We start from the raw sequence: 16,808 nt of genomic DNA on the forward strand, positions 1-16,808 counted from the left end.
TTTTATGATGAAGCCGCTACAACCTGTGTTTTTTTCAACTCAATGATCTCATCCGTACAAATCAAATTTTTCGGTCGATGGGTGATCATAATGACTAGTTTATTTTTCAATTGGTCTTTGATCGCTGCAAAAAGCTTTTCTTCTGTTGTTTCGTCTAAAGCAGATGTGGCTTCATCAAGGACAATGACTTCTGCGTTTGTGAAAAACAATCGGGCAAAAGCGATCCGCTGTTTTTCCCCACCAGAAAGGTTGGCTCCTTTTTCTCCAATTTCAGCAGACAGTCCTCCCTTGAGTGCCTGATAGAATGCGCCTAATTGACATTTTTCTAATACCGCTATGATTTCCTCGTCTGCGATTTCCTTATCAAAAATGATATTTTCTTTCAGCGTTCCTTGGAAGATTGGCGCATCTTGCGATAGATAAAAGACATGCTGATAGTAATCATTTAAGTTGTAAGCAGCCAAATTTTTGTGATTGATCAGAACTGCACCGGTAGTCGGCTGATACAACCCTAAAATCGTTTTGACCAGCGTTGATTTTCCTGCGCCGCTTTCTCCTACTAACCCATAAATCGCTCCTCGCTTCAGCTTCAGTGTGCTATCGGTTAAGATTTGCTTTTCTTGAAGTATGACGGATAGATCCTTAACTGTGATGCAGTTAATGGCCTCAGACAATGCATCGCCTTGTTTTAAAGATTTATCCTCTGGCAGATAGAAAAATTCGTTTAACCGTGCAAAGGCAACTTTATCTAAGTTGTATTGAACAAAAATCACGTTAAATATTGCAACAGGCGTGTAGATTCGATCCACATAAATAATCAATGCTGCTAAACCGCCCAGGCTGACCGTAATCTGATTTGTAAATGCCAGTACCACAATTGCGACTTTGATCAATGCGACTAAAACTGCAAAAAAACCAAAGAAAAACTCATGGATCATCGTCATTTTTGTCAAACGTTCTGTTGTGTCAGCAGACATGTTTTTATATTGTGCGATCTCTTTTTCAAACCGTTTATTGATCCGAAACGTGACCATTTCCGTTAGTCCGCGAATAAAGGTGCTATTCATGGTTTCTTCTGAAACTAGCGCACGTTCTTTAAGAGAGCGTAAAACTTTCAAAAGCAGATTGGTCACGATAAACACCACTAGATAGCCTATGAGGATCGCTGGAATCAATCTTTTATCGATCATAGCAATAAAAGCTAAGTTAAACAGTGTTTCGGGAAGCAATTCTTTAAACAAGCGTCCGTAAAAATTCAAATGGATATTTCTGCCTGCCGTTGCTCCCGCTTCGGTTTTCTGTAAGAGTGCTCCAGAGCCGATCTGTAAGTATTCGGAATAGGCAATCTTGCTGATTTTTACTAAAGCTTGTTCTTTGAGATAGAAATACATGCTGTTGTACAATGTTGTTGTTGGTTTCTGCTCGAGATAGGACAAAAGTGGTACCAGTACTAGCGTTAACCCATAGATAAAAACAACTGGCCAATCAAGTGTCTTGCCAAATGAATCGAGTAGTTTTTGAAAATAAAAAACATTCGCGGCACTCAAAAATGAGACCGCAATTCCAATCCCAACATATACCGTCAATTCTTTTTTAAAATGCCGCCATAAATCAATTGCCATCGTATGCTCCTTTTGCTGCAGTGTTCGTGGAAAAATCGTAAGGTAAATAAAACAAACGCTTTCAAAAGTATAATCTATTTTTCGCTTAATGGAAAGAAACATATGAAAGATAGTGAGAAACCATTCTTCGGTCATCGAGAAAAAACAAAAAAACCCCGCTCAAAGAGCGGGGCTAACGTTGTTGCCAACGATTGATTATTTGTTTAAAGCGTCTTTTGCTTGGTCAGCTAATGCAGTAAATGCTGTTGCATCGTTTACAGCCAAGTCAGCTAACATTTTGCGGTTGATGTCGATTTCAGCTAATTTCAAGCCGTGCATCAATTTTGAGTAGCTTAAGCCATTCATACGAGCCGCTGCGTTGATACGCAACCTCTCATTTTTACCTACATTAAGGGGTATTCAATGGGGTATTCAATCAAAAATAAACAGGCATAGGATAAAGTTGATTTTTATTTAAAAAATAAATAAACAGAGATTAAATAACAAATATACTTAGTTTAATGAATGAAATGTCGTTTATTTTTAGGGATTAAATTTATTAATAAAACTGCTGAGGGATAATGTTTTTGTATATACTCCACAGCACCTAGCTCATGTGAATCTTCAGAAGCATACAATTCGTCCTTTAATTGCCACATATCTATTACAATACTTCCACTTAGAAAATCAATTGCATCTGGAAATTCTTTATCTTCATGATAATTATCATAAAAATCGGCAAGTTGCTCACAAGTAACTGCTTCAACAATTGTAAGTTCTAATAAAGCTTTCTTGATAGTCATCTTACCTTGCCTTTCATTTTTATTGGCAATTAGAATGCTTCCCTTTGAGCTTTTCTACTTAATAATTATGAAAGATTATCAGCCATTAACTCTGCTTGTATAATCACTAAATCAATGGTTTCTAAATCTGTCTTAAATTTATTTTTTCTCAAAAAACGTTTGATTTTAACTCTCATTCGGGCTTTCTCAGAACTACGTTTTGTCCAATCAATTGTCATATTTTCTTCAATAGTTTTAGCGATACCTACTGCAATATCTTTTAGAACTTGTTCATCTTCATCCGAATTTTTAGAGATAACATCATAAAAGGCTTTTTCTTCGACTGTCAAGCCTAATTCTTCGCCTTCTTCTTTCATTGTTTTCATATCTTTTGCCAATTCAATTAACTCACGAATGGCAATTTCAGAAGTAATTCCTCTAGTATTGTATTTATTTATGGATTTTTTCAATAGTTCAGAGTATTTTTCTGCTTGGACAACATTCGTTTTTTGAATAGACTTAATTTTTCCCGCTAATAAATTTTCAAGTAGTTGTAAAGCAAGATTCTTCTGTGGCATTTCTTTAATTTCTTCTAAAAACTTGTCAGACAAAATAGACAATTCAGCTTTTTCTAATCCTAGAGAATCGTAAATATCCACAATATCTTCCGTTACAACGGACTTAGAAATTAATTGCTTCAGTTCTTCATCGATTTGTTGAGGAGATTTTACTCCATCTACAAAGTTTAATTTAATTAAATATACTTTTACAGCTTTAAAAAAGGCAATTTCAGCATTGTATTGTTGGACTTCTTCTTCTGTCACACACAAAGCATACGCTCGAGTGATTTCCGTTACTAAATCTTTAAATCTCTTAACATCTTCGACATCATCTAATCCTAAAATATAGTTTGCAGCATTTGTAATAACTTGTAATTTTTTTGTATAATCTGTTGAATTGAAATCAGAATAATCAAATTTATCTAAAATCGTATTGGTAATCAAATCATATTTTTCTTTGACTAAATTCACAGCGACTTGGGTATCAATACCTGCTTGTTTTTGGTCATTTGGTGTATATTCTTGTAGAGCATTTTTCAAATTCGGTGCAATCCCAATATAATCGACAATCAATCCACCTGTTTTGTCTTTAAATACACGATTCACACGAGCGATTGCTTGCATTAAATTATGTCCTTGCATTGGTTTATCAATATACATCGTGTTCATAGACGGAACATCAAAACCTGTCAACCACATATCTCGAACAATGACAATTTGAAGTTCATCAGAATCATCTTTCATTCGCTTCGCTAATTTATCACGTCTTGTCTTATTCCCAATAAAAGGTTGCCAATAATCTGGGTCACTACTTGAGCCTGTCATTACAATCTTAATTTTCCCTTTATCATCATCATCAGAATGCCAATCAGGACGAAGTTTAATTATTTCTTGGTATAAATCAATCGCAATTCTTCTAGACATTGTAACAATCATTGATTTACCGAAAGAAGCCTCTTGTCTTGTTTCAAAGTGTTTCACAAAATCTTGAGCTAATTTTTCTAATCGAGGTTGTGAACCTGTGATAGCTTCTATCCGACTCCATTTTGTTTTCGTTTTTGAAGCGACATCATCTTCTTGACCTTCCACAATGTCTTCTACTAAATCGTCTATATCTAATCCATCAGGAAGTGATACAGGGATGATTCGGCTTTCATAATAGATTTTTACTGTAGCTCCATCTTCTACCGCTTGGGTCATATCGTATACATCTATATAATCCCCAAACACAGCTTTTGTAGACTTGTCTGCACTAGAAATAGGTGTTCCTGTAAAACCAATGTAGGAAGCGTTAGGTAACGCATCTCGTAAGTATTTAGCATACCCGTATTTGATTGAGCCATCTTTTGCATTAACATCAGCACTAAATCCATATTGAGAACGATGAGCTTCATCTGCCATTACAATAACGTTTCGTCTATCAGTTAATACATCCATTTGATTGCCTTCTTTAGGTGCAAATTTTTGCATGGTACTAAACACAATGCCACCTGCATTGACAGACAGTAATTCTTTTAACTCATCCCCATCATTGGCTTGTTTTGGTGTTTGTCGTAATAAATCACTTGATTGACTAAACGTTAAAAACAATTGGTCATCTAAATCATTTCTATCAGTTAAAACTACAACAGTAGGATTGTTTAATTCTTGTACCAACTTCCCTGTATAAAAAACCATTGATAGGCTTTTACCTGAACCTTGAGTGTGCCAAACAACCCCAATTTTATTATCTCCTTCAGTGCTAACCGCACGTTTTGCTTCTTCTACTGCACGATTCACGGCATGGTATTGATGATAAGCTGCTAAAATCTTAATCGTTTTATCCCCATCAGTTTTAAACAAGATAAAGTGATGAAGTAAATCAAGTAATACTTCTGGATTACACATTCCTTTGATTAGCACTTCTAATTGACTACTAGCTGTTCCATGTTCCACTTTTCCATCAATCGTTCGCCAAACCATGAAACGTTCTTCATTACTTGATAAAGTTCCTACTTTTGCTTGCACACCATCACTAGCAACCATAAATTCATTAAATGTAAGTAATGAAGGGATTTCTTGTTTATATGTCTGTAATTGGTTATAAGCGTCTGAAATACCCACGGCTTCATCCGTAGCATTCTTCAATTCAAACAGCACAATAGGTAATCCATTGACAAAAAGAATAATATCCGTTCTTTTGCGTTGATTATCCTCTTCTACTATAAATTGATTGACGGCTAAAAAGTCATTATTTCTTGGCTCATTAAAATCAAATAGTAAAACGCGTTTTGTAACATTGCGATTACCTTCTCGTGTAGGAATTTCAATACCATCTGTAATGTATCTATGAAAAGTCTGATTATTGACTGCCATGTCTGGATGTTTATGGACAGTAATTGTCTTTATTGCATCATCAATTACTACCATTGATACTTCAGGATTAATTGTTACAAGAGCTTCTTTCAAACGGTCTATCAAAACAACTTCTTTGTAATCTTTCCGTTTAGACATCCCACTATCTTCTAATTCTTTGGCAGAAACAGAAGTATATCCCACTTCTTCTAACCAACGCAAAGCAACTAATTCTAACTCATTTTCATCGAACCGGTATTCTTCAGCCAAAAATTACACCCCCTCATCTTCTGTTAGTTCTATTTCACCTGATAGTAATTTGGGGAGTAAAGAATCTCGTAGATTTGAAAGTTCTAAATTTTCAATACCTTTTTCAGTTACCATATCAATCGTAGGACCTAAAACTTTGCTAAACTTCTCTAACATATTGATTGAAGGAATAAGAACTTTAGCCTCATTTAAATGCTGTCTCTTAATATGCCCCATAGTTGTAGCCTTATCTTTTGCAATGCCTATAAATTTATTCATGTAAAACTTTGTCCATAGATAATAATACCATTTAGGAAATTTATTTGAAGTGACCTTAAATAGATGCTGATTTAATCCAGCATCTCCTCCCGTCCAAATTTTAACTAATAAAGTTCCTGACCAAGAAAAAACAACATCACCATTCTCAATTTTAACTTTATCACTGATATCAACACTGCATCTATACATACTTTCATATTATAGCAGTTTTCTTACTAATTTTGGACAGCAAAAAAACCTAGTTAAAACAGACTAGGTTTATCAGTTCTAAATTTTTGTGACATGTAGTAATGCAAAGCTATTGCTCTAGAAGTATCTTCTGTATATGTTGAAAAATCATAGTTTTCTTTTAACTCATCCATCAACAATTGTAGTTTTTCATTATGTTGCTTCTGATAATACTTCTTATTCATTAGCTGATGGAAATCTTGTTCTATTTCTCGATAATTTCGTTTTTTAGCCACAGTACACTCACCTTACTTAACAAATAAATTATAGCGTTAAATATCCAAAAACCAACTTTTTAGATTGTATATTGACGCTATTGGTGTTATAGGAATCAAATCCTACCGGTACCGGACCTTATCATATGAACAAACTATAGTCAATAAAATTAAAAAATAATTTGATAGAGAGTAACATTTTGAAAATGACCATTAAAAACTATCACTTTTTGAGTTCATTTTATTTATTTACAACAATACTCTGCTACTTGATTTTCAAAAGTCTTGTTCTCAAACTCGAACTAGCGTTTGAGAGGTGTTTTGCTTACATACATGATAAAGCGGTGGGTCTTTAAATTAATTCTTATTTCTAGGAATAAACGGTAATAATTCTTCAAATTTTTCTAGCTCAAATACCATAGCTTTTTTATCAGGTATTAAATCTCCTTTAAATTGATACCTCATCTCTTCTTTCCATTTATCTCCCATTAGTGACCTAAGAATATTTCTTATTGCACCATATTGCATCTTGATACTACCTTTTTGTTGACTTTCAGGTTTTGAAAACGGAATAGACTTTAGAGAATTTGCTTTACATGCTTGAATAGCAAATACCTTATTTTCTCTATCCAAAAGTGGTTTTACATGACTTGTATAACCTAGTGCTTCTGCAATTGATTTATCAAACGTCAAAGAATTTTTATTGAGAGTCAACAAATAGCTACCAGTCGTTTCTACACTAATTACTTCAAAATTATAATCATCAAAATTTATTTTACTCATTATTGGTGTTCTCCTTTCGACAATACTTCAGCAACTTCTTCTTTTGTCCATTTCGTATCAATCACAATAAATCCTTTAAATACACCTGATTTAATAGTAGAAACAAAATTCCTAGGTTTTTCAATATTTTTGACAGTTTTCTTTTTGAACCCTTTTCTTGGATTTAGCAATAATTCTTGCACCAAATTCCATTCATCTTCAGAAACAATAGCAGGCAATCCATTTCTCAATAAATACTGAGGTTTCTCACCACGGTTGACTTTTTTCTTATGGGTAAAGCAATCTACGGTAAAAGTCTTTTGCATGATAACTAAGCCAAAATACTTCTCATTTCTTAATACACGATAAATTGATGAAGATTTCCATTTATTGCCTGCTACAGTTGGTATATTCGCTTCATTTAGAAGACTTGCTATATCAACAGCCCGAACTCCTTCAAGAAAATTTTTATAGATGAAACGAACTATTTCAGCTTCTGATTCTTCAACAACAACCTTACCAAATCTATCCTTAGTAAATCCTAAGAAGTTATGCGTGGGAATGATAGGTAACCCTTTTTTAAACCGTTCAATAATCGACCATGTAATAGCTTCACTCTTCTGTTCACTTTCTGCTTGTGCTACTACACTCAACATCAATAACAACGTTTCACTAGTAGTATCCAAAGTATTGATATTCAAATCTTCAATAAATACTCCCACAGGGTTAGGTAACGCTTTCAATTCTCTATAAATTGAAATAAAATCTAATACATTTCGTGAGAAGCGACTGATACTTTTTACAATAATCAAATCAATTTTGTTCAATCGGCAATCATTCAACATACAATTGAATTGTTCTCTTTTTTTGATAGTGGTTCCCGATGCTCCTCTATCCGCATAAATATCAACTAGTTTCCATTCGGGATTCAACCTAATTTTCTCTTTATACGATTGTATTTGCAATTCGAAACTACCAGATTGAGCTTCGGCATAAGTACTTACTCTGCAATATGCAGCTACTCTTTTTTTCTGTATAGAAGAATTAGAAATTTTTGCTGGAATAACTTCTACTTCACGTTTATTACTAAACGCTTCTTGTATCTTCTTCTGTTGTTTAGTTAACTTCTGCTCCTCTCTAAAATCATTTTTCTTCACGATTTTCACTCCTAAATTGAAAAACCTTCGATTTAATTATACATAGATTTTAATCAACTTTCTATAAATAGACTACAATTACCAATCGAATTAAATTAATTCTTTTATACCTTATGAATAAATCTAAAGAATAAGCTTATTTATTTTGTTTCTTTTAAAAGTTCCTTAATTACATTATTTCCAAGAGTTCTTGTATTCAATTCGTTTCCGTTAATATTCGTTGTGTCCACTCCTATCTGTCGAGCTATCATTCTGAGAACTGGTTTTACTATTTCCACTTCTTCAAAGTTTTCAAATAATTTGATAGAACCATTTTCTAGTTTTTGAACAGTAAATTGTTTATATTTAACTTCTATAATAGTTTCATTTTCTGATTTATGTATTTTTGATTTTTTTAGAATTTTGCTTTGAGAAATCACCTTGTCTTTCCCGCTTTTGGCTGGTATCATAAGCTTTTTCGCCTCTTCAATTACAGCATCATAAATAATTTCAATATTCAACTTTTCGGTATCCACATATACAATTATCACTCTATCAACACTATCTAATGTAGAAGCATTGAAATTAAAATGATGCGTTCCTTTTTCACTAGTGGTTGTTTTAACACTTATACAGTCCCCATTATTAGCAATTACATCATAACCTGGCTGATTTGTTTTTGTAGCCATTTTTCCATTCGTCATTATTGCTGTATAAATTTCACCTATACGTCCTGTAATAAATTTCAATTCTCCGCTATTCGTTCCCCATTTACTTTCTTGCTCAAGCCATTTTAGAAGTTTAGAGAGCGAATGAATCATCTCTTTTTGTGTCAGTGCCATTATACTGCTCCTTAATATTCTTTATTATATCGACTATATTTCTATAATTCATCAAAAGGTATTTTTTGACTTACCTCCATTATAAATTATAAAAGTAATTTTAGAATAGGTACCATTTTATTACTACAAATATAGCGAAAATTTTTCTCGTAAAATTAATCAAAATACACTTAGAAAATGACCTTCAAAAAAGACAGTAAATTCAAGGGTTTTCTACTTGTTGACAATAATACAAACTTACTGTATCATCAACGATATTTCAATGAATTTCTGAAAAAATATCTCTCAGATGCAACGATGAAATTTTTATGGGTAATTCTACACTTAAAGCTATCTGGGAGGTATTTTTTATATAAACTATTTATATCTGCTTAAATAATCGTTGATAAATCAACGTTTTAAATAACAAGAAAAAACTTACTTCCTAGCTTTAGGTTCAATTCTATATTACCTATAATGTATTTTAAGATTTTTCAAATTTCATGTATCATTTTGCTATTAATTATATTTTTATTCAATTTTTAAAATCTATAGCTGTTGGTTTAATTTTAATATTTCTTGTTCAATAAGTATACAAAAAAGACAAGCAGAGTAATCTACTTGCCCAAAAGGAAAGAGAACAGTGGACTAGACTGTTCTCTTAATTTAAAATGACATTTTCTATCATCTATATCTCTAAAGATAATATAACATCCTATTTCTTACATTGCAAATTTGTAGAACATTTTTTAACCTGCAGGTGTAGGTGTATATTTTAAGCTTGCTCCTGCATCACTTGTTGCTTTACTGAAGATTCCTTCTAATTGTGGACGCAATGTATCACGGAATAAGATATAAGCGATTAATACGAAAATACCAAAAATTACCACCGCTACGATTACAAAAAGTCCTTGTGAAGCTCCATCTGTCATGAAAAATGACCTCCTTTAATATAAAATTTTATACAAGAATAATGAATATTCATGTTATATTTTTATAGTATCATCGTCATTTTTAAATTGCAATTTTAACTGTCGTCTCAACACTCCACATCTAACTTTACTTATTTATATAAATCTAATTATTTGTTATATTTAATAAAAAAGTAAAGGGTGTTTTATTGCTTCAAAACAGACGTATATTAACCAATTCCTAACAGAAATTCATCTGATATAATAAAAGAAAATCACTTGGAGGATATTATGAATATCATACCCACTAAAAAAGCATTGCCTCTATTTTCAAACCTATTGAAATTAAAAAGTATTTTCTAAAAGCTGGTAGATTGGAAATTTCTTCAAATTATAATCGTTCGATTATTAGTATCAACCATAATATGATTCAACATTATCAATTCTTTAATGAAGCTATTGATTTTCAAACAAATCTGCAACCGACTATTATATGAAAGCATTAGCAAATACTCTTTATCGTAGCCAAACATTAAAATTGATTATTCAAAATTATGATTTTTTTTATCTCAAATTTTATGATAAAAATCACTTAAAAAATGACCCTCAAAAAAGCCTTATTTATCAAGGGTTTTATACTTGTTGACAAAAATACAAGATTGCTGTAATATTAACGATTTTTCAATGTATTTTAAAAAAAACACCTCTCAGATTCATTGAAGAAAAAAATGTGGGGAATTACTCACTAACTTTTATCTGAGAAGTGTTTTTTAATATGTATTTTTCCAAAAATCATATTAAATGTTGATATATCAACGTTTTAAACTAATTACTAAAACCTAAAATTCCTACAAGTAAAATCCATAGGTAACTCAAAGTTCCTGCGATTTAAAATACTAGCCTCAGAAACAGTTGTAGAGTCTTAAAATTTTTAATCATCTTAATTAATACCAGAATCAATTATAAGCTGCTTAAATTGCGTTCTAAGCGATTTTATGATTTTGTATATAATTTATATCGAAAACATCTTCAAGAGCTATTAGGAGAAAAAACAGACTATTCAACAGAAATACTATTCATTCAAAGAAATTAAATAATATATATATAAAACTTTAAAAAAAAAGACAAATTAAAAGAGCGAATGAAATATATCATTCGCCCTTAGGTATAGTCAATCTATACCGCAATTAGTAATTATATCCTACCATCTAATTCAATATTTGTAAAGCAATTTGTTAGATGTATGTTTCAAGAGAAGATATTTTGAGATTAATATTCGTACCTAATACTCTATCACTCACACTTTGCGGAACTTCTGACTTAAATTTTTCAATATATAATTTATACTTTCTTACTAAACTTTTCAATTCAGTTTTTGAAAATCCAATTTTTTTCAAGTAAAATAAAACAATACCCACATAATCTGTAATAGTTTCACAAGTAAAATCGACATAGTGTAACTCGCTAGATAAGTTTCGCAATATATTATTGGAAATACGATTATTACTGAATCTGCAGTCAAAGACGATATTATTGTGAGCTATTGCATTCCTAAGCCCTTTCAAAATATAAATATGTTTGTAAAGTGTCACTGCTTGCCTATCCTGATTATGGTGAACACCTATATTTTCCGATATTTTTCTTCTTTCATCTACAGATAAGCATTGAATGAAGTACCCTAGTGTTCCGAAAGAAATTGCTTCAAAAATAGCCCACAGAGGGATTGGTTCTCCCGAATGTGAAAAATGTTTAATAACTGGGTTATCATTACCATACTCATAATAAATGGTAGATTGAATTTTCTTCCTGAGATTTAGTCTTCTTTTAATTTCTACCTGATACTCATCACTACCTACACGTTTCGTCCGATAATATAACAAATGATTTTCATATACTTTGTCAAATGAGCAGTCTCCTAAAACTACTAGTGTGTCAATTGAGTAGTTCTTTATTGCTGTTTCAATATTCATAATGTATGGATACAATAACGATTTTACATTCATATCAAAATCATAGATTGCTTTAATTTCATTAAAATCATTAATTTGAAATGTATTACTACTTCGTTTATAATATCGATAAGCTTTGTATCCATGATAGTATCCCATTTGTAGTAATTCTTTCTTCGCTTTACTCCCAACAATACGAACATTATGGTTATCTCTAATGTGTTTCATCAATCCATTTGTACTTTTTCCTTTAACCATGTGAAATACCTCCTTATTTCAAAGAATACGAAAAGCATATTACATTGTCAATGAAAAATCCTTTTTATTATCATTAATATAGTTTGATTTGATATATGAGTAAAGAATAATTCTATTCTTTTATTTCTCACTCTAGCAAAATTTCATCTAACCTTCTAGGCAGCAAATTTTAGCTATTTTACTGAACCTATAATTCTCTGTTTAATACGGTGGTAAAACCACCGCCTTATCAATGCTTAAAAGCAAAAATTCAAAAAAATGAAAATAAAGTTGCTCAAAAGTCGCTTTCTTCTAGGGAAATATTTCAGTTCGTTTTAGCGGTATATAATATTATAGAAAAAAGTAGAATTTTTTTAAAAAAGACCTTTAAAAACATCCCCTTTTTCTAGGAGAAAATCGAGATTCATTTTAGGGGTATAAAATAGAATATACTAATATATACCCCTAAAATGAATTGATAAAAACCTCTTGATTTTATTGACTTTTATTAACCTCTTTTTCCAAAAAATGAAAAAAATAGATGAAAATTAAGAGAAGATTATTCCTAATTCTCTTAAAAATCATCCAAAAACTAATTCATTTAGATTCTAAAAATACCTTGATATTAATTAGAGCATTTTGAAATCTATTCTTACTGATGATAAATAATTACTTTAGAACTAAATTTACCTTTTATTTCTAGAAGGTTATTAGTTTCTATATTGTTCCTATGTCTTACCAAATCATATTTATTTATCATATCAGCTCTAACTTTATTATATTTATCCCTAGCTGTTGCTTTATTTATCTTTAATTTTTTAGCTATCAATTCAATTAAATCTACTTCAAATACATAGCCCTGTTTCTTTAACTCCCTAAAAAGTATTTTTGTAACTTTGTCTTCAAATTCCACGTTCTCTTTAGGTAGATTGGAATCTTTCTTACTCATTTTAATCAATTTTCTTTTTTTTAAAGGGGTATATGCTTGAGGAAAATCCTTCTTTGCCTTCTCTAATCCAAACATTCGATAAACGACTTCGAATCCTAAGCTTTTGATAGTTGTATCATTTTTCTTTAATATCTTAGCTATTTCAAAAGCATTCCCTAAATCAATTGTAGGAATATAAACGTTGCTGGTTCTTATTTGCTTAGAATCATTTTGTTGTTTATCAATCAATTGTTCTTTTAACTCAACAGGAATACTCTCTGGTGGTAACTTCGTGACCATTTCCATCACTATAATTAAATTCATTATATTTGAAATTTTATTTCTAGAATTTTTCTTATGCAACCTATCATTGACATATTTTGTGATTCTATCTAAAGATAAATAGTTCAAATATTGTAATTCTCCTGTAGTTTTATCCAGATAAGTAAAATCGAACATGATATCCATTATTTCAATCACTTCATCTTCATAACGATTTAAATAACTATAGACTTCTGGATAATTATTTTTCAATTGTTTATATCTCAATTGGTCTCTTAAATCGTTATAATCACGCTTTGCTTGACCTATTTCACTTAAATAACTTATTTCACTATCAGTCACTTCAATTAATAAATCCATCACTTCAGAAAATGAACGAAATCCTAAGTATTCCTTTAATACTTTCACAATATCTCCATGAAATGGATGACTTTCAGAAAAGCATTTATACATATAAATTTGAATATCTTTCGCAAAATAAACGCTGGCACTTGGATTATCTTCTTCATGAAAAATATCATAGAATGGATTTTCATCAGATATTTCCAAGAACTCTCGCATATCTCTTGTTTTAAAATAATTTGAAGCTGTAATATCATCAGGAAAAATATTGCTGTGTTCTTTGCCAAATTTTTGTTTAACCAAATCATATTTCTTATACTTCAGCAATAAATAGATTGGTGTATCTTCATTCAACATTTCCCCACTTACAATTTCTATATCACTAGATTCTGTAATTTCATCACTAACAAGTATGGTCTTAGTATCTAACCGATTATCCCAATCAATAATCTCGTATCCTGCGTTGCTTCCAAAAAACATCCTACTTGTTTGACCCACCGAACTATCTGCTTGTGGGTATTTTTTAAATAACCCTTGATAAATCTGTTCTATCTCATGGTTATCAGTCACTAATTTATCCAATTGAAAGACAACTCGGAACTTATCAATTTCAGAATACATATCGCTAAATGTTCGATAGATAAAACTAGCATTTTCCTGCATAAAAGAATCGGCTTCTAAATCTTCAATCGTATATAAATTATTCTCATCCTTGTTATCAAAATCCAACATCACTAGTTCTTGACCAAGAATTTCCGTCATTTTTGATAACTTATTCTCTGATAATTCAGCTAAAACCACTGTTTTTCCATTTACTGCTAATTCTTCTGCAAATTCTTGTATTGTTATTTCTCTTAGATTATTCATAATCGTATTAGAAATCTTTTTCACCATATACTGATTGGGTTTTTCTTTATTCGGAATATTACTTAGATAAACTTTCATAGTCACTGTCCTCCAACATCAATAATCTTCCGTATTTTCTAACAATTACTTTCTCTAAAAGCACCGTTTTTTCTTCTGTTAATCCTCTTTTTCCCTTTCTAAAATTATGCAAGTTTTGGTTATGAATATTGATTGCTCTAGAAAAAACAGTCATTTTTACCCAATATATTTTATCTAAAATATGTAGCCAAGCCTTTACCTTTTCTTGTTTCTCAGTCAATTCCTCTTCTGTTAATCTTTTTGAATTCATTTAATTGTCCTCCGTAAATTATTATATTAATCAAAAATGGGTCCTTACATTACCATCATCTAATGCTGAAGTAAAGTAAATCTATCATAATCGGACAACAAAAAATAATTGGTGTATTTTTATAATAAGAATACTCTTATTTTCTTATTCCGTTCTTAGACATATCGAAACCATTAAAAACATTGATACATCAACGTTTATTTTATTTCCTATCTTAAATTCTATCTAAAAAACACCTTAAATTGAACATGAAGTGGATAATTCCCCATAAAAATTTTTTCGTGAAGTCTGAGAGGTATATTTTCAAAAATCCATTGAAAAATCGTTGATATAAAAGCAATCTTGTATTTCTGTCAACAAGTAGAAAACCCTTGATAAATAAGGTTTTTTTAAGGGTCATTTTTTAAGTGGTTTTTATCGAAAATTTTAAGATATTTTTTTACAAAAAAAGAGACATGATTTTACTCACATCTCTTCTAACAATTCTTTTTCTTTTGTTACTACATGTTTCTCCCAAAGACAAGCTACTAATTCTTCACTGAATAATACTCTCTCTTGTTCTTCAATAGATAAATTTATAAATTCCTTATATAAAGCAGTAGCTACTCCATTGATTACTACTTTAGGGATAGTTACATTCGCTTGAACAAATACTTTCTTCACTTTATTTTGAACATATTTCTTTCGGGCTAATTGATTAGTATTCATCTATTCTCCTTACATGAAAAAGTGGTCAAACATTGCAATAGTGAAAAAATATTGTTCAAATTCAGCTAACACTCCATCGAACGCTTGTTTATATAAATAAATAGGTTCATTATTATCGGTTAGTGAGACATATACGTTATCCAAATGAGAAGTATTTTTTCCATTTATACTCATTTGGTTGTTTAAAACCGCAAGTGATGGAGCTTCCTCATTTTCTAGACTACTTAACATTTTACTTATATCTCTTGTGTCCGTTGCTTGCTTTGAATGGATAGGTTTTACTACCAATAATGCTTTTTCTACACGATTTTCTTCTGTTACCAAGTCTTTTACAGTGTGTAAACTTATTATTATTTCATCAGCTTTTTGAGTTACTAAATAATAATTTGTTTCACCAGAACCTTGATTTAAAAGCAGAGTCACAAATTTATCATATTTACTACTGTCAATTTGTAGATTTGAACCAATTTCTGTTGCCTCTACTACTTCGGCTTTAGAGTTACCTATATAAAAAAATGGGTTTGAAGCACTAGGATTCCCATTATAAAATAAAGTGCCTACATTTAATCCATCCATCTCAAAAGCTTCATAAATATCTTGTTGATTTACAACAATATTCGTATTGAACCTGTCATCATCGATTTTTATTTTATCTTCTAATGATACTTCAGAGTGACTTTCATCGTTTTGCAACTGTTTAAATTCATCTATCGCACTTAATTCTTCAACTTTTTCAGTTGAATCTATCGATATATTACTGTTAAAACTACTTTCATTTTCAATAGGTTTTTCTTTAATTGTCGAAGAATTACTATTAACTGCTTTTGCTACCACTGGTTCTTTTATTTGTGAATATAAATAAGCTCCTGTTCCCCCGCTTATTATAGCAATTCCAACTAAAGCTACACCCATCTTTAACCATTTTTTCATTTTATTCACCTCTTCTGTTATCTTTTATTAAATAAATTAATCACAAACACTATTCCAGCAACAAACAAAAAGGAAATAAACAGATGTTGGAAAACAAAATCCAATACATGTATCAAAATGGTTATGACAATTATTAATAATACTATCCAACCAATGCAGCCACACCCTTTTTCTTTTTCGTCAGGTACTTCTATCATTTCTTGAAAAATCCTTCCGCCCTTTAACGCCATTATTCCAATCCTTTCTTAAACTTTCTTGATGCAAAAAATCAACGTTTTTGCCACAACAAAATAAGACCATTCCATCAACCTCAAAAATGTTGATACAATCGTCTTCTTTATGTAAATTATTTTTTTATG

15 protein-coding genes and 1 pseudogene are annotated in these 16,808 nt (G+C 30.9%); all 16 read right to left on the bottom strand.

Translation table 11 applies throughout. The annotated features are described in order from the left end of the window. Nucleotides 1-2: 2 nt before the first annotated feature. Entirely contained in the window at nucleotides 3-1,622 is a 1,620-nt protein-coding gene (locus CO692_RS04950; RefSeq protein WP_096741720.1) for an ABC transporter ATP-binding protein, read from the bottom strand. Nucleotides 1,623-1,817: 195 nt separating this feature from the next. After that, a pseudogene (rplT, locus tag CO692_RS04955) lies at nucleotides 1,818-1,988 on the bottom strand (50S ribosomal protein L20); the annotation flags it as partial. A 131-nt stretch (nucleotides 1,989-2,119) separates the two neighbouring features. Beyond that, nucleotides 2,120-2,404 carry a hypothetical protein gene (locus CO692_RS04960; protein ID WP_096741721.1) on the bottom strand — a complete coding sequence of 95 codons (285 nt, stop codon included), beginning with the start codon at nucleotides 2,402-2,404 and terminating at the stop codon, nucleotides 2,120-2,122. A gap of 65 nt (nucleotides 2,405-2,469) precedes the next feature. After that, complete coding sequence (locus CO692_RS04965; protein WP_096741722.1) at nucleotides 2,470-5,547, bottom strand: type I restriction endonuclease subunit R; 3,078 nt, start codon at nucleotides 5,545-5,547, stop codon at nucleotides 2,470-2,472. Between the two features lie 3 nt (nucleotides 5,548-5,550). Beyond that, nucleotides 5,551-5,994 carry a restriction endonuclease subunit S gene (locus CO692_RS04970; protein ID WP_096741723.1) on the bottom strand — a complete coding sequence of 148 codons (444 nt, stop codon included), beginning with the start codon at nucleotides 5,992-5,994 and terminating at the stop codon, nucleotides 5,551-5,553. A gap of 53 nt (nucleotides 5,995-6,047) precedes the next feature. Then, on the bottom strand, nucleotides 6,048-6,269 hold the full coding sequence (locus CO692_RS04975; protein ID WP_096741724.1) for a hypothetical protein: 222 nt from the start codon (nucleotides 6,267-6,269) through the stop codon (nucleotides 6,048-6,050). Nucleotides 6,270-6,605: 336 nt separating this feature from the next. Then, entirely contained in the window at nucleotides 6,606-7,031 is a 426-nt protein-coding gene (locus tag CO692_RS04980) for a hypothetical protein (RefSeq protein ID WP_096741725.1), read from the bottom strand. After that, nucleotides 7,031-8,170, bottom strand: a complete 1,140-nt coding sequence (locus CO692_RS04985) for a recombinase family protein (protein WP_025477256.1) — start codon at nucleotides 8,168-8,170, stop codon at nucleotides 7,031-7,033. The genes CO692_RS04980 and CO692_RS04985 overlap by 1 nt, the downstream gene beginning before the upstream one ends. 137 nt (nucleotides 8,171-8,307) lie before the next feature. Then, nucleotides 8,308-8,988 (bottom strand): DUF6998 domain-containing protein, encoded by a 681-nt coding sequence (locus tag CO692_RS04990; protein ID WP_002315125.1) that lies wholly within the window; start codon nucleotides 8,986-8,988, stop codon nucleotides 8,308-8,310. Between the two features lie 728 nt (nucleotides 8,989-9,716). Then, a complete protein-coding gene (locus CO692_RS05000) occupies nucleotides 9,717-9,899 on the bottom strand; it encodes a hypothetical protein (protein ID WP_096741726.1) in 183 nt (60 codons plus the stop codon). A 1,214-nt stretch (nucleotides 9,900-11,113) separates the two neighbouring features. After that, on the bottom strand, nucleotides 11,114-12,085 hold the full coding sequence (locus CO692_RS05005) for an Abi family protein (RefSeq protein ID WP_096741727.1): 972 nt from the start codon (nucleotides 12,083-12,085) through the stop codon (nucleotides 11,114-11,116). 631 nt (nucleotides 12,086-12,716) lie between these two features. Beyond that, nucleotides 12,717-14,561 carry a hypothetical protein gene (locus CO692_RS05010; RefSeq protein WP_096741728.1) on the bottom strand — a complete coding sequence of 615 codons (1,845 nt, stop codon included), beginning with the start codon at nucleotides 14,559-14,561 and terminating at the stop codon, nucleotides 12,717-12,719. Continuing rightward, complete coding sequence (locus CO692_RS05015; RefSeq protein ID WP_002338247.1) at nucleotides 14,542-14,811, bottom strand: hypothetical protein; 270 nt, start codon at nucleotides 14,809-14,811, stop codon at nucleotides 14,542-14,544. Before CO692_RS05015 ends, CO692_RS05010 begins: the two co-directional genes overlap by 20 nt. A gap of 465 nt (nucleotides 14,812-15,276) precedes the next feature. Then, nucleotides 15,277-15,519 carry a hypothetical protein gene (locus tag CO692_RS05025; protein ID WP_019723519.1) on the bottom strand — a complete coding sequence of 81 codons (243 nt, stop codon included), beginning with the start codon at nucleotides 15,517-15,519 and terminating at the stop codon, nucleotides 15,277-15,279. 9 nt (nucleotides 15,520-15,528) lie between these two features. Next, nucleotides 15,529-16,449, bottom strand: coding sequence for a hypothetical protein (locus CO692_RS05030; protein ID WP_096741730.1), 921 nt, complete (start codon nucleotides 16,447-16,449; stop codon nucleotides 15,529-15,531). Nucleotides 16,450-16,466: 17 nt separating this feature from the next. Beyond that, nucleotides 16,467-16,679: a preprotein translocase, SecE subunit domain protein gene (locus CO692_RS05035; protein WP_096741731.1), complete on the bottom strand. Its 213-nt coding sequence runs from the start codon at nucleotides 16,677-16,679 to the stop codon at nucleotides 16,467-16,469. Between the last annotated feature and the right edge of the window lie 129 nt (nucleotides 16,680-16,808).

The sequence above is a fragment of the Enterococcus sp. FDAARGOS_375 genome, from assembly GCF_002393265.1.
GTDB lineage: Bacteria > Bacillota > Bacilli > Lactobacillales > Enterococcaceae > Enterococcus_D > Enterococcus_D innesii.